This is a genomic window from Thalassorhabdus alkalitolerans (assembly GCF_042656525.1).
Lineage (GTDB): Bacteria > Bacillota > Bacilli > Bacillales > Marinococcaceae > Thalassorhabdus > Thalassorhabdus alkalitolerans.
The window spans coordinates 126436-145769 of record NZ_JBHSOZ010000002.1 but is presented as its reverse complement, the minus strand read 5'-3'; the positions used below and the strand labels follow the sequence as shown (position 1 = coordinate 145769).

Below are 19334 nucleotides of genomic sequence, written 5' to 3'. Positions count from 1 at the left end.
GAGTAGAAACGATAGATAGGACAATGGGATTCTAAATAATTAAATGGCAGTGATAAAGCATTACACAGCGAAGTGTGTAATGCTTTTTCTTCCAGTGTAATGAGGTGAAAGGGATGGACATAAGCAGCAAAGCAATGGGACTCATTGCTGCAGTAGCAATTGTGGCTGGAGGGGGAGGCTTATACGCAGGGTCCAACTTTTTGGGCGACAACGAGGATAGGGGCCAGGAGCCTGCTGATGAAGCCGCGACTGAGGCTTCTGTAAATTTGGCAGAGGAACTTAATCCGGGTGGACAAACATCTGACGGGGATTTTGAAAAGGTACATCATGCCTTTGAAATTATCAGTCAGCAATATGTAGAAGAAGTAGATGAAGACCTGTTAATTGAAGGTGCCATTGAGGGAATGGTTGAAAAACTGGAGGATCCCCATTCTGTATACATGGACCAGGAAACGGCAACCCAGTTTACCGAGTCTCTCGATTCTCATTTTGAAGGGATCGGGGCGGAAGTCAGCATGACCGATGGATACGTTACGATTGTAGCACCTTTCAGGGATTCACCGGCAGAAGAAGCGGGACTTCAGCCGAATGACCAGGTAGTGGAAATTGATGGAGAAAGCACTGAAGGGTTATCGCTGTATGAAGCAGTACTGGAGATCCGCGGTGAAAAGGGGACAGTAGTCAACCTTACAATAAGCCGCCCAGGGAATTCAGATTCATTTACTGTTGAGGTGGAACGGGATGAAATCCCTGTAGAAACCGTTCGCAGTGAAACATATGAGCATAAAGGACAAACAGTAGGAGTCCTTGAAATTACATCTTTTTCAGAGAACACCTCTCACGAATTTACAGAACATCTTGAAAACCTGGAGAACGAAGATATTGATGGTCTTATCGTTGATGTGCGCGGAAATCCTGGAGGATATTTAAACAGCGTAGAGGAAATAGGCGACCAGATTATTCCGCAAGGAGAGTCCATTGTACAAATCGAATCTCGTGAGGGTGAGGTGGCCAGTTACGTTTCTTCCCTTGAAGAAGAAAAAGACTATCCTGTAGTCGGTGTGATTGACCGGGGAAGCGTTTCTGCCTCTGAAATTCTTGCAGGTGCGTTAAAAGAAGCAGGGGACTACGACCTTGTTGGAGAGACAACCTATGGAAAAGGAACGGTTCAGCAGCCAATTCAGCTCGGAGACGGAAGTGAATTGAAATTGTCTCTCTTTAAATGGCTGACTTCTGATGGAAATGACATCAATGAAGTCGGGGTTGAGCCGACAGTGGAAGTCCAGCAGCCCGAGTATTTTTACCTGGCAGCCCTTGCTGTCGACGATGAAGAACCTCTTGAAAAGGATTCAATGGGGGATCAGATCCGGGCAGCCCAGGAAATGCTGACAGGCCTGGGGTATGAAACAGGTCGGACAGATGGCTATTTTGATGCACAGACGGAGCGGGCAGTGCAGGCTTTTCAAAATTCCAGCGATATAGAGGCTACAGGAATCATTGATGAAGAGACAGCAAACGCGATGCACCAGGAATTAGTTGAGCTGGTCCGCGACCCTGATAATGATGAACAGTTAAAAACAGCCATCGAATTGGTTGTAGAACAGAGTGGTGCTGAATAACAGCAGACAGGCTGGGATGTATTCCCTGCCTGTTTTTTTATCGGCATGGAGGAAAGGAGAGAAGGAGTGTCGAAATATAAGGAGAATTGTATGAAAAAGATGATATCATGAAAGGGACCGAACGGATTTTCTATATTGATAAATGCATGGTTCTCATGGCTAAATAAGGGTAGGGCATATCACATACATGCGTAAGAAAAGTGATTTTTTTAAGAAACCTACATAATAAACACACAAAAATATATCATCCATGTAAAAAACAGCTGGATGAGGGGGCCTGCAGCTCACGGGTAAGCAGAGAGGTACACTGGATACTAATGGGGCAGGCAAGTTTATTTTAATAGACACTACAACTACACCGTTGCAACCAACTTACACCCAAGCTGCACGGCATAGAAAAGGGGCATCTTTTATGGGAGCGATCGGATGGGAACTACTCATAGCAATTGGACGTTTTTTTGCACATCCATTAACCTACATTTTTTTAATAGCAATGATCCTTCTAGGATACAGACGGGTAAAAAAAGAAAGAGCTGATTTTCATACGAGAGTACAGGATACCCTCGATGACTTGCTTACACCAATGGTTCCGGGGCTCCTGGCAGGTGCTGCTGTTTCAATAGTTATTCTCTTAGCAGGGGCTTCCGTTCCGTGGTCATTTTTATTGCTGGTCGGCCTGCTGTACGTTGTATTTCTTCTGACAGGAAGAGCATGGCTGTTATCTCCTTCCTATGTCCTCGGTCTGGCTGTCCTCATTGCATATTTTATCCCTTCACAGCTTGAAACAGGCAATATGACTGTGGATGGGTGGCTGCAGACGTTAGCAGAAGCGAATTTAATGCATGCTGTTCTTCTTCTTGCTTTGTTCATGCTGGCAGAAGGAATATTAATACTGAAAAATGGTCAGAAGCATACATCTCCACTCCTGAAGAAGAGTACAAGAGGAAAATGGATTGGCGCCCATAAGCTGCAAAGACTATGGTTTGTTCCACTGTTTGTATTTGTCCCTGGAGGAGAAATCGAAGGGCTGGGATGGTGGCCGGTCCTGCCAATAGGTGACGGCGGCCTTGCCCTCTGGCTGGTGCCGATGGCGATTGGGACTTCCTTTACCATATATCACACGCTCCCTTGGAAAGCAGCCAGTCTTCATGGCCAGAGAGTCATTGGGGCAGGAATTCTTGCTCTGGCAGGAGCTGTTGCTGCCTATTTCTATCCGGTGTTTGTGCTCGTTACAGCAATCGTGGCAATTGTCCTGAGAATTGCTGCTTCTATTGTTGGAAAAATACAGGAAGACTCTAATCCTCCATTTTTTACAATGCAGACCAAAGGGGTAAAGGTACTGGGAGTGATCCCTGGTTCACCGGCTGAGAAAATGGAGCTCAAGCCAGGTGAGATCATTATGAGAGTAAACGGCATCCCTGTAAACGGGGAAAAGGATTTCTATAAAGCGCTGCAGAGAAATTCAGCGTACTGTAAGCTTGATGTAGCTGATTTAAACGGAGAAATCCGTTTTGCTCAGTCAACTGTTTTTCATGGTGCTCATCATCATGTTGGTGTATTATTAGTGAAGAGAAAAGAAGCGCCTGAGGAAGAAACCGGATAACATGGGAGGGCCAGATAGGCCCTCCTTTTTTACGAAGGCTTTGAATCGTGTGATGGATGACACCAGACACTAAGGATAAGAAAGTTTGACTGTAGCAGAAAAGTAACGTTGGCAGGTCTTGCTCTGCTGTGGCAGCATCCTTGAATACTGTTTTCCCAGGAGTCAGCCTGCTGTACAAAGCAGGATGGAAGTGCTTTGAAAGTGAGAGGAGTATGGTAGTTGTTTATAGAATTACTTGCAGCTTTGGCTTTGCCTTTTTTTCTATTGTTTTTTATGGCCCGTGTCACACATAGTTTTATAGGAACAGTCGCGGTCACTCTCATGGTCCTTCTTGCTTTAGAGCCGTGGTCCCGGTCGATTTGGGTGATGCTCTTAGGTCTGGCCTCATTTCTTGCAGGGACGTACCTTGTGTACAGAAAAATACAAAGTCAAAAAACCGGCCCTTAAGCCGGTTTTTTTGGTGCCTGGCACCTGGAAGAAATGTAATCATAATGTAATAAACGAATGTACGTTCGTTTATTCGTTTGATTTTCACTTTTTTGTGGTATAATGTTAGATATTAGTGTGTGTCAAGGTCCGTGTAATTGTCTAATAAAGTGAGGGATAAATATGAACGAAACTTTTGACCTCGTTTCTAAATACGAGCCCGGCGGTGACCAGCCGAAGGCCATTGAAGAGCTTGTAAAAGGGGTACATGAAGGAAAAGAGCATCAGACTCTTCTCGGGGCGACAGGAACAGGGAAAACATTTACCATCTCCAATGTTGTAAAAGAGGTAAATAAGCCGACTCTTGTTATGGCTCACAATAAAACACTTGCCGGCCAGCTATACAGCGAGTTTAAGGATTTTTTCCCAAACAATGCAGTGGAGTACTTTGTCAGCTACTATGATTATTACCAGCCTGAGGCGTATGTCCCTCAATCTGATACATTTATCGAGAAAGATGCAAGCATAAATGAAGAAATAGATAAACTCAGACACTCAGCTACCAGTGCTCTTTTTGAGCGGAATGATGTAATCATTGTGGCGAGTGTTTCTTGTATTTACGGCTTAGGTTCTCCAGAAGAATACCGTGAAATGGTCGTTTCTCTCCGCACAGGAATGGAAAAAGAAAGAGACCAGCTGTTACGGGATCTGGTGGATATTCAATATGAAAGAAATGATATCAATTTTGTTCGCGGTACGTTTCGGGTTCGCGGTGATGTTGTTGAAATTTTCCCCGCATCACGGGATGAGCAATGCATCCGGGTTGAGTTTTTCGGGGATGAAATAGACCGGATGACTGAAGTTGACGCGTTAACAGGAGAGATAAAAGGGGAAAGAAACCATGTAGCCATCTTTCCGGCCTCTCACTTTGTGACCCGTGAAAATAAACTGCTCAGAGCGATCAAAAATATTGAAAAAGAATTAGAAGAGCGCTTAAAGGAGCTCAGGGACAATGGAAAAGAGCTTGAGGCTCAGCGCCTGGAACAGCGAACCAACTATGATATTGAAATGATGAAGGAAATGGGTTTTTGCTCAGGAATCGAAAACTATTCCCGCCATTTAACATTCCGTCAGCCGGGAGACACACCGTACACTCTTATCGATTTCTTCCCGGATGACTTTCTGTTAGTGGTAGATGAGTCCCATGTGACGCTTCCTCAGGTCAATGGGATGTACAAAGGCGACCGGGCCAGAAAGCAGACCCTGGTGGACCATGGTTTCAGGCTTCCGTCTGCGATGGATAACCGGCCGCTGAAGTTTGAGGAGTTTGAAAAGAAAACACCTCAATCCATTTTCGTGTCCGCTACTCCAGGACCTTATGAAATTGAAAAAACTCCTGAAATGATTGAACAGATTATCCGTCCGACCGGGCTCCTTGACCCGACAATTGATGTCCGGCCGATTGAAGGACAGATTGATGACTTAATTGGTGAGATCAATGAAAGAAAAGAAGTAAACGAACGAGTGCTTGTTACCACATTAACAAAGAAAATGGCTGAGGATTTAACGGATTACTTAAAGGAAGTAGGGATCCGGGTAAAGTATCTTCACTCCGATATAAAAACGTTAGAGAGAATTGAAATCGTCCGCCAGCTCAGGATGGGACAATTCGATGTTCTCGTAGGGATTAACCTTTTAAGAGAAGGGCTGGATATTCCTGAGGTTTCCCTGGTCGCTATCTTAGATGCTGACAAAGAAGGATTTCTCCGTGCAGAGCGTTCGCTGATCCAGACGATGGGGCGGGCAGCCCGTCACGCAAATGGCCATGTCATTATGTATGCTGATAAAATTACAAAATCCATGGACATTGCGATTAGTGAGACGAAACGGCGCCGTTCCCTGCAGGAAGAGTTTAATGAAAAACACAATATTACGCCGCAGACGATCCAAAAAGAAATCCCTCAGCTCATCCAGGCAACAGTGGTGAATGAGGAAGATGATGGTCTTGATAAGCCGGCACTTGCAAAAATGAGCAAGAAAGAAAAAGAAAAAGTGATTGCAGAAATGGAAAGTGAAATGAAGCAGGCAGCAAGAGATCTTCACTTTGAACGAGCTGCTGAGCTGAGAGATATGATTTTAGAGCTTAAAGCGGAAGGATGACGAAGGCATGGCACTTGAAAAACTGCAAGTCAAAGGTGCGCGTTCTCATAATTTAAAAGATATAGATGTGACGATTCCGCGAGATAAACTGGTTGTATTTACAGGTATCTCGGGATCGGGTAAATCTTCTCTCGCCTTTGACACCATATATGCGGAAGGGCAGAGAAGGTATGTAGAGTCTTTGTCTGCCTATGCCCGCCAGTTTCTCGGACAAATGGATAAGCCCGATGTTGATGCCATTGAAGGTCTGTCGCCAGCTATTTCCATTGACCAGAAAACAACAAGCCGCAACCCCCGCTCGACGGTGGGGACGGTAACAGAAATCTATGATTACCTCCGTTTGCTTTTTGCCCGTATTGGCAAGCCGGTCTGCCCGAAGCATGGAACTGAAATTTCCTCCCAGACGGTTCAGCAAATGGTAGACCAGGTTTTGGAGTTTGAAGAGCGAACCAAGCTGCAGATTCTGGCTCCTCTTGTTTCCGGACGAAAAGGTGAGCACGTGAAGGTTCTTGAAGACCTCAAGAAAAGAGGGTTTGTCCGCGTGCGTGTGGATGGGGAAATTCGTGAGGTTTCCGAAGACATTACACTTGAAAAAAATAAAAAGCACAATATTGAAGCAGTAGTGGACCGTATTGTAGTAAAAGAAGGTATAGAAACAAGGCTGACGGATTCCATGGAAACGGCGTTAGAGCTGGGAGAAGGGCGCGTTCTCATTGATATTATCGATGGGGATGAACTTCTCTTCAGCCAGCACCATGCCTGTCCCATTTGCGGATTTTCCATTGAAGAGCTTGAGCCCAGAATATTCTCCTTTAACAGTCCATATGGTGCTTGTCCGACGTGTGACGGACTGGGCAGTCAGCTTGAAGTCGATAAAGACCTTGTTGTCCCTGACTGGGACCGGACGTTAAAGGGCCATGCCATTGCGGCGTGGGAGCCTACAAGCTCACAATACTACCCCCAGCTTCTGGAATCAGTCTGTCATCATTATGGGATTGACATGGAAACCCCGGTCAAGAACCTTCCAGAGGATCAAATGAATGTCATTCTTTACGGAAGCAATAAGGAGCGTGTAAAGTTCCGATATGAAAATGACCGGGGCCAGGTGAGGGAAAGAAATATTTATTTTGAGGGTGTCCTTAAGAATATTTCCCGCCGTTATCATGAGACCTCCTCTGATTATATCCGTGATCAGATGGAGCAATATATGATACACAAAGCATGCGGCACATGCAAAGGCCACCGCCTGCGCAAGGAGAGCTTGTCTGTCCTTGTAAATGAGAAGCATATCGGCCATGTAACAGATATGTCGGTAAAAGACGCCAAGAGTTTCTTTGAGGGCCTTTCTTTAAATGAAAAAGAACTGGCAATTGCCCGGATGATCCTAAGAGAAATTGAGGAACGCCTTGGCTTTCTGGTCAATGTCGGCCTTGATTATTTAAACCTCAGCCGCTCAGCCGGAACCCTTTCTGGTGGAGAGGCTCAGCGGATCCGGCTGGCCACCCAGATCGGTTCGTCTCTTATGGGAGTATTGTACATTCTTGATGAGCCATCAATTGGCCTTCACCAGCGAGACAACGATAGACTGATCAGCACCCTTGAGCATATGCGTGACCTGGGCAATACGCTGATTGTCGTAGAGCACGATGAAGATACAATGCTTGCAGCTGATCACATAGTGGACATTGGGCCCGGAGCCGGCATGCACGGGGGCTACATTACCTCTCAGGGAAGCCCTGATGAAATAATGGAAGACCCTGAATCCTTGACCGGACAATATTTATCGGGGAAAAAGTTTATTCCTCTCCCCCCTGAACGAAGAAAAGCAGGAGACCGAAAGCTGACCATTAAAGGAGCAAAGGAAAACAACCTTAAAAATACAACGGTGGATATCCCCCTTGGTCTCTTTACAGCAGTAACAGGGGTGTCCGGTTCAGGGAAAAGTACACTTATTAACGATATTTTGCATAAGTCGCTGGCTCTTAAGCTCCACCGGGCTAAGGACAAGCCGGGGGCCCATAAAGGAATCGAAGGAATTGATCATATTGATAAAGTGATCGATATTGATCAGTCACCTATCGGACGGACGCCCCGTTCCAACCCCGCAACGTATACCGGCGTTTTTGACGATATCCGTGATGTCTTTGCCATGACAAATGAAGCAAAAATGCGCGGGTACAAAAAGGGGCGCTTCAGTTTTAATGTCCGTGGCGGCCGCTGCGAAGCCTGTAAGGGTGATGGGATTATAAAAATTGAAATGCACTTTCTTCCTGACGTTTACGTTCCATGTGAACAATGTAAAGGAAAACGTTATAACCGGGACACCTTAGAAATCCGGTACAAAGGGAAAAACATTGCAGATGTACTGGCTATGACTGTGGAAGAAGGTTTGGATTTCTTTGAAAATATTCCAAAGATCAAGCGCAAGATTCAGACCTTATATGACGTGGGGCTTGGTTACATTAAATTAGGACAGCCTGCGACCACACTCTCTGGGGGGGAAGCACAGCGGGTAAAATTAGCTTCCCAGCTTCACAGGCGTCCAACCGGCCGATCCTTCTATATTCTCGATGAACCAACGACAGGGCTTCACGTAGATGACATTGACCGTTTGTTAAAGGTGCTTCAACGGTTAGTTGATAACGGGGACAGCGTGCTTGTGATTGAGCATAACCTTGATGTTATCAAGACGGTAGATCATATCATCGACCTTGGCCCTGAAGGCGGTGACGGTGGAGGAAAATTGGTAGCTTGCGGGACACCTGAGAAGGTGGCAGAAGCAAAGGAATCATATACAGGAAGATATTTAAAACCTATATTAGAAAGAGAGCAGAAAAGGATGAAGGAACGGCTGGCGTATGCAGAGAAAGTAGCCGAATCATAAAGAAGCCTCCCTGCTCCGCGAAGGATCAAAAAGGGAGAAGGAGAGTGTGCTTCTCCCTCTTTTTTTGATATACGATCCGGTTTTATGTACCTGCTTGGATGCTGAGACCGGTTTATTTTCGAGAAAGTAATTGACTGGCTGGCAGAGCTTGAAAGATATTGCTCAGGAACTTCAGCGAAGGTATCATGAAAAAGAGAAAATTATTATATTCTATTTTGAAAACTGAAACATTCTTGGGCGATGATGCGTATGAATGGTTAGACTACTGCATAAAAGAAAAACAGGTTGAAGAAGGATCTGTTGTCGGCTTGGCCTAAATAGCAAGGAAGGGCAGGGATCAATCATGGAAGAAGAACGCAAGATGATATTGAAGATGGTTGAAAGCGGAAAGATTTCCGCGGAAGAAGGGGCAAAACTACTGCAAGCCTTAAATCAGGAAGAGAAGAAGCCGGAAAGCAGTACAACTAATGAAGAAAACGTAACTTCTGCTACCGAAAAGGAGAAAGTGAAATCTATTACTGATCACCTGTCAGACCTCTCTACGAAAGTAGATTGGGGAGAGGGCAATAAAAGGTATAATCAGTGGCAGAAGGATAAGGATAAAGATAAGACAGAACCAGGCATGAAAAAGTTCTCGGATTTTATTGAGAACACACTGCAAAAGATAAAAGAGCTGGATCTTGATTTCAATTTTGGTTCTTATGTAGAGGTTAATCATATTTTCCAGCATCAAAATATGTTTCAGTCAAAAATAGACGTTTCCCTGGAAAATGGGTCCTTAAATATTGAATCATGGGATGAACCTCATGTACGGCTTGAGACAAAGGCAAAGGTTTATAAAGCAAAAAATCCTGACGAGGCAAGAGAAGAGTTTTTGAAGGAAACAGACTTTGAAGTAGCCGGAGAGGAGCTTCATTTTCATACGAAAACAAAAGCTATTAAAGTAAACGGGACTTTGTATTTGCCGAAAAAGGACTACGCCAGCCTGCAGTTTTACACGTTTAACGGGCATTTTAAAGGGGAAAAATTGAAGGCGCAGTTGCTGACAGCAAAGGTCGTTAACGGCAGCATGATTTTTAATGATGTCCACGCTCAAGCGTTTAAAGGGGAAACCGTCAGCGGCCCGGTTACCATTTCAGGAGGCACAATTGACCAGTGTGATGTCCAGACCATGCATGGGACCGTTGAGCTTGAAGCGTTGATGAAGGACGTTGAAGCCGAGTCACTTAATGGGACGATTAGTGCACGCTTGAATATTGCTGAAGATACGAGAGCTAATTTGGCGGCTACCACGGGAAGTGTCTTTGTGACTGTCCCATCCACGATCCGCACTGATGGTATCTTAAAAACAAACATCGGGAATTATAATTGGACGATGCCAAACGTAGAGGTCATTGAGGAAAAGAAGGATTTTGTTCAAAAATCCATTACCTTTGTATCCAATCAAAGCGGATCACCTCGGTTAAGGCTTGAGGCAAGTACAAAAACAGGGTCGATCTCCCTTAAAAACATGGAAGGGTAAAAGGAGGGCATTCCTATGAAAAAGTTGTACCGAACGAGAGAAGATCGGAAAATTGCAGGGGTCTGCGGGGGGCTGGCTGCTTACTTTGGTATTGACGCCACGATTGTCCGTGTACTTACTGTCGTTTTAGCTATTGTGACTTCAGGGGTACCGTTTCTTCTAGGTTACTTGCTGCTTGTATTTCTTATGCCAAATGAAGAGGATGCCACCTTTTAATGGGGTGTCTTGTATACCTGCTTGTCAATACGGTTGTCCTGATGACGGTAGCCGGGTTCTTTGGCGAGTATTTTCATCTCTCTGGAATAGGGGCAGCTATTGTTGCCAGCTTGATCCTGTCGATAATTAACACGTTCATCAGGCCGCTGTTAGTCATCCTGACACTTCCAATTACCTTTATTACGTTAGGGATTTTCTTGTTTATCATTAACGCTGGGTTGTTAATGCTGACAGCCGCAATAATGGGAGAGGCTTTTGTCATTTCAAGCTTTTGGATGGCACTTTTAGCAGCAATTATTATTGCCATATTAAATGCTCTAATTAATTCCTTTGTGGTAGATCCTCTGCGAAAAAAATAGCAGCAAAGCGTGAAGGCCGGAAAAAGCTTTCACGCTTTTTTTGATAGAAAGCAATGCTGGGAAATGTGATCCACTTGTGGAGGGGTTACCAGGATGAAGCCTCCGATCCTTCTATGAAAGGCGGCTTGAACGTTTCAAACAAACGTTCAATTAAAACGGGGCGCCCTTTTCGTTCTTATTACATTTTCAATATTTCATGCTACAATGGAAAAAGTGAAAAATCCTATATTGCAAGATACAGCTTGGAGGGATGGGAAATGCCTAAGGTAACAGCCAATGACTTGATCGAGCATTTCAATTTAACGTTATTAAGTGGCGAAGACGGGCTCTACAGGGCTATTACGACGAGTGATATATCAAGGCCGGGAATGGAGATGGCCGGTTACTTTACATACTATCCGGCGAAAAGGCTTCAGCTGATTGGGCGGACGGAGCTCTCATTTTTCCAGCAGCTGACGCAGCAGGAGAAGCAGGAACGAATGGAAAAGCTTTGTACATATGACACACCAGGGATCGTTATTTCCCGAGGGATTGAAGCACCTGATGAATTACTTGCAGCTTCACAAAGGACGGGAGTTCCGATAATGAGCTCCGCAACCACTACGACAAGGCTGAGTAGTCAGATTACCAACTTCCTCGAAGCGAGGCTTGCCAAGTCTACTGCTATTCATGGGGTCCTTGTGGATATATACGGGATCGGGGTATTACTAACAGGAGCAAGTGGAGTAGGTAAAAGTGAAACGGCTCTTGACCTTGTCCGCAGAGGGCACCGCCTGGTAGCTGATGATTCAGTGGAAATTCGTCAGGAGCATGGAACAACCTTAATAGGAAGAGCACCTGAGTTAATTCAGCATTTACTTGAAATTCGAGGACTGGGCATTATTGATGTAATGACTCTGTTTGGCGCGGGAGCCGTTCGGCCATTTAAGCGTGTAGCGTTGGTGATTAACCTGGAGCTCTGGGATCAGACCAAGGCTTATGACCGGCTAGGGATAGAAGAAAACACCATGAAAATTATTGATACTGAAGTACCTATCTATACTATTCCTGTGCGTCCAGGGCGAAACCTTGCTGTTATCGTTGAAGTGGCTGCCATGAACTTCCGTTTGAAGCGAATGGGGATTAATACAGCCGAGAAATTTTCTGAAAGACTGACGGACGTCATTGAGGAAGGCGAGCAGGACTATTAAACCCGAATCTTCCTCGTTTTTATGTTAAGAAGAAACTGGTGTTCGCTTTGATAATGCAGGGTGCAGACTCTGACTCTTGTAAGCATCGTATGGAAGCATAAGGAAAGCAGGAAACCGGTAAAACAAGTACGTAAAGTGATTGTAGAACAGAGGTGTCACGAATATGATTTTTACAGCGCAGCCTTATGACCGTGTAGCATTTGAAATTGGTCCCCTTACCGTGCATTGGTATGGACTTCTTATAGGGATTGGTGCCTTTTTAGGATACCTCCTTGTTTCACGAGAATTTGAAAAAAGAGGATTGCCAAAGGATATGTTTGCAGACTTGCTCCTTTGGGCGTTTCCGATAGCAATCGTTTCAGCACGCATTTATTATGTGATATTTGAATGGCAAAGCTACATTCATGAACCCCTTCGCGCATTTGCGATCTGGGAAGGGGGGCTTGCCATTCATGGTGGTTTGATTGGTGCCTTTATTACCGTCTATGTTTTTGCGAAAAAGAGAGGCGTGTCCTTCTGGAGGCTGACTGACCTGGTTGTGCCGGGGATTATCCTTGCACAGGCTGTTGGGCGATGGGGTAACTTCATGAACCAGGAGGCCCATGGCGGTCCGGTGACAAGAGAGTTTCTGGAAGGCTTACTGATTCCTGATTTTATCATTAATCAGATGTATATAGACGGTACGTATTACCATCCAACTTTTTTATATGAATCCTTATGGAATCTACTTGTCCTGGCGATTCTTCTCTGGCTCCGCCGGGTAAATCTGCGACAAGGTGAGATGTTCTTTTCCTATCTCATCCTGTATTCAGTAGGACGCTTCTTTATTGAAGGTCTGCGTACAGACAGTCTGATGATTTTTGATCTCCTGCGTACGGCACAGGTAGTTTCTCTCGTATTGATCGCAGGTTCTATTTTCCTGATCTGGTACAGAAGGAAAAAGGGATATGCAGATACACGGTATTTAGATGATGAAGCGGAAGCCCCTAAGAAAACGAATAACGGTAAAAAGAAAACGACCAAAAAGAAAAAGAAAAAATAAGCAGCCCTTGATCAGGCTGGATGAGTGAATTTCGAAAGGCAAAAGGCAGGTGATAGAACTTTGTGGCAAACATTGAAAAAAGGGTTACTGGTTGGTCTGCAGACCTCCTGGACGTTAGGGAAAATTATTTTTCCCATTACACTGATCGTAACCATTTTAAGCTATACACCTGTTCTTGATTGGATCGCACGTATACTTGCTCCTATGATGGGGTGGATTGGGCTTCCTGGTGAAGCTGCCATTCCCCTTGTTTTAGGAAATGTACTGAATTTATATGCTGCGATTGGTGCCATTCTAACCATGGATCTCACAGTTAAGGAGGTCTTTATCCTTGCTGTGATGCTGTCTTTTTCTCATAATCTTTTTGTCGAATCGGCCGTAGCGGTAAAAATAGGCATACGAATGTCTGTCGTTCTGGCGGTTCGCCTTGGGCTTGCTTTTTTCTCTGCTTTAATGATTCACTGGCTCTGGCAGGGGGGAGGAGAACAGGCTCAATATGGGTTTGTATCAGGAACGGGCCAGCCTGAGGTTGATGGCTGGATGGGAGTCATCTGGCAGGGGGTTTCCAGCGCTACATTGGGAATTATACAAATTGCTTTGATTGTTATCCCTATCATGATTTTTGTACAGATTATGAAAGACCTTAACTGGCTGCAAGTCTTTTCACGGTGGATGTCTCCCTTTACCAGGATGCTTGGAATTAGGGAAAATACGTCCACCACATTGGCTTCAGGGCTGTTGTTTGGGCTGGCTTTTGGGGCAGGGGTGATGATCCAGGCTGCCAAAGAAGATAAAGTAAAGAAAAAGGATTTATATCTGGTCTTTATATTTCTTGTGGCCTGTCATGCTGTCATAGAGGATACACTAATATTTATCCCCCTTGGCATACCTGTTCTTCCTCTTCTTATTATCAGGCTGGTTACTGCAATTATTCTGACCATGATCATTGCTTACATTTGGAACCGGGTGGAGAAAAAACAAGAATTTGCCGGAAAGGAAACCACATCCTATGAATATTAATACGATTTTATTTGACTTGGACGGAACGTTGGTTAATACAAACGAGTTAATTATTGCTTCCTTTAGACATACACTGGATCATTACAAGCCAGGAACATACGGGCGAGAGGATATTATTCAGTTTATCGGACCACCTTTAACGGAAAGCTTTCGAAAGGTCGATCCTGAGCGAGCAGAAGAAATGATAGAAATGTACAGACAGCATAACCTGTCTTTCCACGACGAACTGATTGAAGAGTATGAAGGAGTGCAGGAAACTGTGGATACTCTTCACAAGGAAGGGTTTAAATTGGCTGTTGTGACTACAAAACGAAAGCAGACAGCTCTAATGGGTATTGAAGTGATGGGGCTCAGCCCTTATTTTTCCAGTATTGTGACGTTTGACGATGTGGAGGAAGTGAAACCAAACCCGGAACCTTTAAATCAAGCGATGGAGGCTCTTGGCTCCAGGCCGGATAACACTCTGATGGTAGGCGACAGTCATTATGACATTCTTGGCGGCCAGAATGCAGGGACGTACACGGCAGGAGTAGCCTGGTCTATTAAAGGAAAGGAGCATCTCAGCTCTTTTAAGCCGGATCTTATGCTTGAAAAGATGCCTGATCTGCTGAAGTATGTAGGAGTTCGAGTACGATGAGGAAAACGGACCGTTATTCTGTAAAAGAGGCAAATTCACTCTGGCAAGTTTATAAGACGGTCCCGTTTTGGAAAGTATCAAAGAATTTTATCGTCATTCAGATGGCGAGGTATACTCCTTTTCTGCCTATGAAGAACTGGCTTTACAAAAGGTTTCTTGGCATGGAGGTAGGAAAAGAAACGTCCTTTGCCCTGATGGTCATGCTTGATGTGATGTTCCCAGAAAAAATTTCAGTGGGGCGAAACTCAGTTATCGGCTACAATACAACAATTTTGGCTCATGAGTATTTGATTAAAGAATACCGTCTGGGCGATGTGAAAATTGGTGATGAGGTATTGATCGGGGCAAACACAACCATTCTGCCGGGTGTGACTATTGGGGATGGTGCTATCGTGTCGGCAGCCACTCTCGTGCACAAGGATGTCCCGGCGGGAAGCTTTGTCGGGGGAAACCCGATGAAAGTGATATACACAAAAGAACAAATGGAAGAACGAAGCGAAGGACTTGATTAGACAAGCCTTCGCTTTTTTTTGTGGGGAGGGAGGTGCCTGGCACCGCAGAGGATTGTAATGTTAAATTAAGAAGAACGCTGATATAAGAGGGAAACTGGGATTAAAATATTACGGCATGTAACGGTGCCAGGCACCCCGGTGGGCACCCCGGTCTCTTGACGATGCAACAAAAGGTGTGTACACTACACCTATGTTCTTTATCTCGATAGTACATTAGCGAACTAAAGCAACAATCAATAAGAACAAGTGAACATTTGATTATATGGGAAATCCTATCTATGATTTATCTAGATGGAAAACAGTGTACGGAAAAATATGCTGAAACTGCGTATGCAGCGGTTCTTGGCATTTTAATAAAGATTTGACTACATACAGGCTCACACAGCCTGCTGACCAATATCTTCAGCCCAAAGGAGCGACCCACAAATGAGCAAACCCTTTATGTTTGAAAAACCTCTTGGAATGCGAGATACCCTTCCGGCCTTCTATGAAACGAAACGGAACATAAGCAAAAAGGTGGAAGCAGAAACTGAGCGCTGGGGTTACCGCCCGATAGAGACACCGACGTTAGAATACTACGATACCGTAGGCGATGCCTCAGCAATACTAGACCAGCAGCTGTTTAAGCTTCTTGATCAGCAAGGGAACACTCTGGTTCTTAGACCTGATATGACCGCGCCGATTGCAAGAGTTGCCGGCTCCAGTCTGAAGGATCAGCCTTTCCCTTTGCGTCTTTCCTATCAAACTCATTTGTTTCGTGCCCAGCAGCGTGAAGGAGGACGCCCGGCAGAGTTTGAACAAATGGGTGTAGAGCTTGTTGGAGATGGCACGGCAAGTGCAGATGGTGAAGTTATTGCATTAATGATTGCCGCTCTAAAAGAAGCGGGATTGGAAAACTTTCAAGTAGCCGTCGGCCACATTGGCTATGTGAATGCCCTCCTGCTTGATGTGGTAGGCAGCGAGGAGCGGGCAGGCGTTCTTCGTCGTTACTTATATGAAAAGAACTACGTAGGATACCGCCACCATGTCAAGAGTCTTCCTCTTTCCTCTATTGATGAAAAGCGTCTTCTGGGTCTTCTTAAGCTCCGAGGCGGCTACAGTAAAATAGAAGAAGCGAAAGAAATCGTGTATAACGGAGAGGCCTCCAAGGCACTTGAGGACCTGGAGCAGCTGTGGGAAGTTCTCGAAGGATACGGCGTGACCGAGCATTTAAAGTTTGACTTAAATTTAGTGATGCATATGAGCTACTATACCGGTGTCGTTTTTGAAGGCTATGGAAGCAAGCTTGGTTTTCCCCTTTCAAGCGGCGGACGATATGATGAATTAGTGCAGAAATTTAACCGTCCAGCCCAGGCAACAGGCTTTGGCATTCGTCTCGACCTTCTTGTGGAGGCACTTGGAAAAACAGAAGAAGAGCCTAAACAAACATGCATTATTTTTAGCAAAGAACGCAGAAGAGAAGCCATAGAAAAGGCAAGGCACCTCCGTAATGAAGGAAAGCAGGTTGTTCTTCAAGACCTTCAAGGAGTAGAAAGTGTAGATCAATTAAGTGAAACCTTTGAGGACGTCATTTATTTTATCGGCAAGAAAAAAGGAGAGGGAGTCAATGAGTGAGCAACTGACCGTCGCAATGCCGAAAGGCAGGATATTTGAAGAAGCGGCCGACTTGCTTCGTAAGGCAGGTTACGCCCTTCCCCCTGAGTTTGATGATTCCAGAAAGCTGATTGTGGAAGCGCCTGAAGCAAATATGAGCTTTATCCTTGCCAAGCCTATGGATGTTCCAACATATGTGGAGCACGGGGTCGCCGATGTAGGGGTGGCAGGAAAAGATGTGATGATTGAAGAGGAACGGGATGTATATGAAGTCCTTGATCTTAAAATTAGTGAGTGTTACATGGCTGTAGCAGGGCTTCCTGGCTATACGAAATCCGACATCAATCCGAAGGTGGCGTCTAAGTATCCTAATTTAGCCACACAGTATTTTAAGGAGCAAGGTGAACAAGTGGAAATTATTAAGTTAAACGGCTCAATTGAGCTCGCTCCGTTAGTGGGCCTAGCTGACCGGATTGTTGATATCGTTTCAACGGGCCGGACCCTCAAGGAAAACGGTCTTGTAGAATTAGAAACGATGATTCCTATTACCTCCCGTTTGATTGTAAACCCAGTCAGCTACCGGATGAAGGATGAACAAATTGATGATCTCGTGGAACGACTCGCGGATGTGATGGGAGGAGAGCAGCGGTGAGAATCATTAAAGTTACAGAAGAAGTAAGCCTGGCACGTGATGTGGATACAGGAAATGAAACGCAGCAGGCTTCAGTAGACAACATCCTCGCCCAAGTACGCGAAGAAGGGGATCAAGCACTAAAAAAACTGACAGAGCAGTTTGATGGGGCAGCCCTGGAAAATCTTCTTGTAACCAAGGAAGAAATGGATGATGCCTATAATGAGGTTGACGATGAGGTTCTGGAGGCGCTGAGACAGGCAGCTCTTAACATTCGTGAATTTCATGAAAGGCAGACGCGTCAGTCCTGGATGGTGACCAAGGAGGACGGAACGATGCTCGGTCAGAAAATCATTCCTCTTGATTCTGTGGGCGTGTATGTTCCAGGAGGAAAAGCCTCTTACCCCTCCACGATTATGATGAACGTGATTCCCGCCCAGGTCGCTGGTGTGGAAAACATCGTTATGACGTCCCCACCTGATAAAAACGGAAACCTTAACCCCGCGGTCCTTGTCACTGCAGCAGAACTTGGGGTCAAAACCATTGTGAAAGCCGGGGGGGCTCAGGCTGTCGCTGCTCTGGCCTATGGAACGGAAACCGTGCCGAAGGTTGATAAAATAGTAGGACCTGGCAATATCTTTGTGGCACTTGCGAAGCGTGCGGTATTTGGCCAGGTTGATATAGATATGATTGCAGGGCCCAGTGAAGTCGTCGTTCTTGCTGATGAAAGAGCACGCCCCGAGTATATAGCTGCCGATCTCCTTTCTCAGGCAGAACATGATGAAATGGCGTCAGCTGTTTTAGTCACACCTTCGGAAACACTTGCTCAAATGACAGCTTCAGAAATTGAGCGCCAGGTCAAGGAGCTGCCGAGAAAAGATATTGCGGAAGCCTCTATTAAAGATTACGGGGCTATCTATTTGACAGAGACCATGGAAGAAGCGATAGCTGCAGTCAATAAGCTTGCTCCGGAGCATCTCGAAATTTTAACGTTAAACCCTCATGATCAGCTTGGAAAAATCAAGCATGCGGGTGCCATCTTTTTAGGACAGTACAGTCCTGAGCCAGTGGGCGATTATTTTGCCGGTCCGAACCACGTGCTTCCTACGAACGGGACAGCACGATTCTCAAGCCCATTAAATGTCGATGATTTCACCAAGAAATCGAGCATTATTTCATACAGTAAAGAAGCATTCCATAGAGATGCTGCCCATATTACGGCACTTGCTCGCCTGGAAGGGCTTGAAGCTCATGCAAGATCCATAGATATTCGAACGGAGGGGAAGAAAAGTGAGTGAACGCAGAGGTTCTATTGAACGCAACACCTATGAAACACAAATCAAATTAGATTTTGAAGTGGATGGGGAAGGAAAAAGTGATATTGATACAGGCGTTCCTTTCATGACTCACATGCTGGAGCTTTTCACAAAGCACGGCCACTTTGATCTGACGGTAAAAGCAACAGGGGATACCGAGGTTGATGATCATCATACAACTGAAGACATTGGTATATGTCTCGGGCAGGTATTCAAGGAGGCCCTGGGTGATAAAAAAGGAATCCGCCGTTATGGAAACTCCTTTGTTCCAATGGATGAAACGCTTGCTCAAGTTGTGGTCGATTTAAGCAACAGACCTCATCTTGAGTTTCGCGCTGATTTTCCCCAGGCAAAGGTAGGGACCTTTGATACGGAGCTCGTCCATGAATTTCTATGGAAGTTCGCTCTTGAAGCAAGAATGAACCTTCATGTAATCGTCCATTATGGTCATAATACTCATCATATGATTGAGGCAATTTTTAAAGCGATGGCAAGGGCCCTTGATGAGGCAACCATGATTGACCCGCGGGTAAAGGGTGTTCCTTCCACAAAAGGCATGCTGTAAAACAGTCAGGTGCGCTATAATTAGAAAATCAGGTCTGGA

The 19334-nt window shown here is 45.2% G+C and carries 17 protein-coding genes; all 17 read left to right on the top strand.

Going from position 1 to position 19334, the window contains the following annotated elements; translation table 11 throughout:
- The first annotated feature begins 113 nt into the window (after window positions 1-113).
- The 17 genes from ACFPU1_RS00750 to hisB all read left to right on the top strand — a co-directional run bounded on the left by ACFPU1_RS00750 (window position 114) and on the right by hisB (window position 19295).
- Window positions 114-1619 (top strand): S41 family peptidase, encoded by a 1506-nt coding sequence (locus ACFPU1_RS00750; protein ID WP_385937341.1) that lies wholly within the window; start codon window positions 114-116, stop codon window positions 1617-1619.
- Window positions 1620-2031: 412 nt separating this feature from the next.
- A complete protein-coding gene (locus ACFPU1_RS00745) occupies window positions 2032-3222 on the top strand; it encodes a PDZ domain-containing protein (RefSeq protein ID WP_385937338.1) in 1191 nt (396 codons plus the stop codon).
- Window positions 3223-3441: 219 nt separating this feature from the next.
- On the top strand, window positions 3442-3669 hold the full coding sequence (locus ACFPU1_RS00740; protein ID WP_054636822.1) for a DUF2198 family protein: 228 nt from the start codon (window positions 3442-3444) through the stop codon (window positions 3667-3669).
- A 162-nt stretch (window positions 3670-3831) separates the two neighbouring features.
- Entirely contained in the window at window positions 3832-5808 is a 1977-nt protein-coding gene (uvrB, locus tag ACFPU1_RS00735) for an excinuclease ABC subunit UvrB (protein WP_385937335.1), read from the top strand.
- Between the two features lie 7 nt (window positions 5809-5815).
- The gene (uvrA, locus tag ACFPU1_RS00730; RefSeq protein ID WP_385937333.1) at window positions 5816-8692 is read left to right on the top strand and encodes an excinuclease ABC subunit UvrA; all 2877 of its coding nucleotides are present in this window, start codon (window positions 5816-5818) and stop codon (window positions 8690-8692) included.
- Window positions 8693-9035: 343 nt separating this feature from the next.
- Window positions 9036-10214 carry a DUF4097 family beta strand repeat-containing protein gene (locus ACFPU1_RS00725; protein ID WP_385937330.1) on the top strand — a complete coding sequence of 393 codons (1179 nt, stop codon included), beginning with the start codon at window positions 9036-9038 and terminating at the stop codon, window positions 10212-10214.
- 15 nt (window positions 10215-10229) lie between these two features.
- The gene (locus ACFPU1_RS00720; protein ID WP_054636824.1) at window positions 10230-10430 is read left to right on the top strand and encodes a PspC domain-containing protein; all 201 of its coding nucleotides are present in this window, start codon (window positions 10230-10232) and stop codon (window positions 10428-10430) included.
- A complete protein-coding gene (locus ACFPU1_RS00715; protein WP_054636825.1) occupies window positions 10430-10789 on the top strand; it encodes a phage holin family protein in 360 nt (119 codons plus the stop codon). The genes ACFPU1_RS00720 and ACFPU1_RS00715 overlap by 1 nt, the downstream gene beginning before the upstream one ends.
- Window positions 10790-11046: 257 nt before the next feature.
- The gene (gene hprK / locus ACFPU1_RS00710; RefSeq protein WP_385937326.1) at window positions 11047-11979 is read left to right on the top strand and encodes an HPr(Ser) kinase/phosphatase; all 933 of its coding nucleotides are present in this window, start codon (window positions 11047-11049) and stop codon (window positions 11977-11979) included.
- A gap of 163 nt (window positions 11980-12142) precedes the next feature.
- The gene (gene lgt, locus ACFPU1_RS00705; protein WP_385937323.1) at window positions 12143-13021 is read left to right on the top strand and encodes a prolipoprotein diacylglyceryl transferase; all 879 of its coding nucleotides are present in this window, start codon (window positions 12143-12145) and stop codon (window positions 13019-13021) included.
- Between the two features lie 60 nt (window positions 13022-13081).
- Window positions 13082-14041 carry a nucleoside recognition domain-containing protein gene (locus ACFPU1_RS00700; RefSeq protein ID WP_385937320.1) on the top strand — a complete coding sequence of 320 codons (960 nt, stop codon included), beginning with the start codon at window positions 13082-13084 and terminating at the stop codon, window positions 14039-14041.
- Window positions 14031-14678 (top strand): pyrophosphatase PpaX, encoded by a 648-nt coding sequence (ppaX, locus tag ACFPU1_RS00695; protein ID WP_385937318.1) that lies wholly within the window; start codon window positions 14031-14033, stop codon window positions 14676-14678. The genes ACFPU1_RS00700 and ppaX overlap by 11 nt, the downstream gene beginning before the upstream one ends.
- Window positions 14675-15190: an acyltransferase gene (locus ACFPU1_RS00690; RefSeq protein WP_385937315.1), complete on the top strand. Its 516-nt coding sequence runs from the start codon at window positions 14675-14677 to the stop codon at window positions 15188-15190. Before ppaX ends, ACFPU1_RS00690 begins: the two co-directional genes overlap by 4 nt.
- 426 nt (window positions 15191-15616) lie before the next feature.
- Window positions 15617-16804, top strand: coding sequence for an ATP phosphoribosyltransferase regulatory subunit (locus ACFPU1_RS00685; protein ID WP_385937312.1), 1188 nt, complete (start codon window positions 15617-15619; stop codon window positions 16802-16804).
- Window positions 16797-17435: an ATP phosphoribosyltransferase gene (hisG, locus tag ACFPU1_RS00680; protein WP_385937309.1), complete on the top strand. Its 639-nt coding sequence runs from the start codon at window positions 16797-16799 to the stop codon at window positions 17433-17435. The genes ACFPU1_RS00685 and hisG overlap by 8 nt, the downstream gene beginning before the upstream one ends.
- Window positions 17432-18712: a histidinol dehydrogenase gene (gene hisD / locus ACFPU1_RS00675; protein ID WP_385937306.1), complete on the top strand. Its 1281-nt coding sequence runs from the start codon at window positions 17432-17434 to the stop codon at window positions 18710-18712. Before hisG ends, hisD begins: the two co-directional genes overlap by 4 nt.
- Window positions 18705-19295: an imidazoleglycerol-phosphate dehydratase HisB gene (hisB, locus tag ACFPU1_RS00670; protein WP_385937303.1), complete on the top strand. Its 591-nt coding sequence runs from the start codon at window positions 18705-18707 to the stop codon at window positions 19293-19295. Before hisD ends, hisB begins: the two co-directional genes overlap by 8 nt.
- Window positions 19296-19334: the final 39 nt, after the last annotated feature.

What these genes read in the sequence shown, in the direction of transcription:
- uvrB (WP_385937335.1), top strand. Translation starts at nt 3,832, where the DNA reads ATGAACGAAACTTTTGACCTCGTTTCTAAATACGAGCCCGGCGGTGAC.
- lgt (WP_385937323.1), top strand. Translation starts at nt 12,143, where the DNA reads ATGATTTTTACAGCGCAGCCTTATGACCGTGTAGCATTTGAAATTGGT.
- hprK (WP_385937326.1), top strand. Translation starts at nt 11,047, where the DNA reads ATGCCTAAGGTAACAGCCAATGACTTGATCGAGCATTTCAATTTAACG.
- ACFPU1_RS00715 (WP_054636825.1), top strand. Translation starts at nt 10,430, where the DNA reads ATGGGGTGTCTTGTATACCTGCTTGTCAATACGGTTGTCCTGATGACG.
- ACFPU1_RS00685 (WP_385937312.1), top strand. Translation starts at nt 15,617, where the DNA reads ATGAGCAAACCCTTTATGTTTGAAAAACCTCTTGGAATGCGAGATACC.
- ACFPU1_RS00745 (WP_385937338.1), top strand. Translation starts at nt 2,032, where the DNA reads ATGGGAGCGATCGGATGGGAACTACTCATAGCAATTGGACGTTTTTTT.
- ACFPU1_RS00725 (WP_385937330.1), top strand. Translation starts at nt 9,036, where the DNA reads ATGGAAGAAGAACGCAAGATGATATTGAAGATGGTTGAAAGCGGAAAG.
- uvrA (WP_385937333.1), top strand. Translation starts at nt 5,816, where the DNA reads ATGGCACTTGAAAAACTGCAAGTCAAAGGTGCGCGTTCTCATAATTTA.
- ACFPU1_RS00720 (WP_054636824.1), top strand. Translation starts at nt 10,230, where the DNA reads ATGAAAAAGTTGTACCGAACGAGAGAAGATCGGAAAATTGCAGGGGTC.
- ppaX (WP_385937318.1), top strand. Translation starts at nt 14,031, where the DNA reads ATGAATATTAATACGATTTTATTTGACTTGGACGGAACGTTGGTTAAT.
- ACFPU1_RS00690 (WP_385937315.1), top strand. Translation starts at nt 14,675, where the DNA reads ATGAGGAAAACGGACCGTTATTCTGTAAAAGAGGCAAATTCACTCTGG.
- ACFPU1_RS00750 (WP_385937341.1), top strand. Translation starts at nt 114, where the DNA reads ATGGACATAAGCAGCAAAGCAATGGGACTCATTGCTGCAGTAGCAATT.
- hisG (WP_385937309.1), top strand. Translation starts at nt 16,797, where the DNA reads ATGAGTGAGCAACTGACCGTCGCAATGCCGAAAGGCAGGATATTTGAA.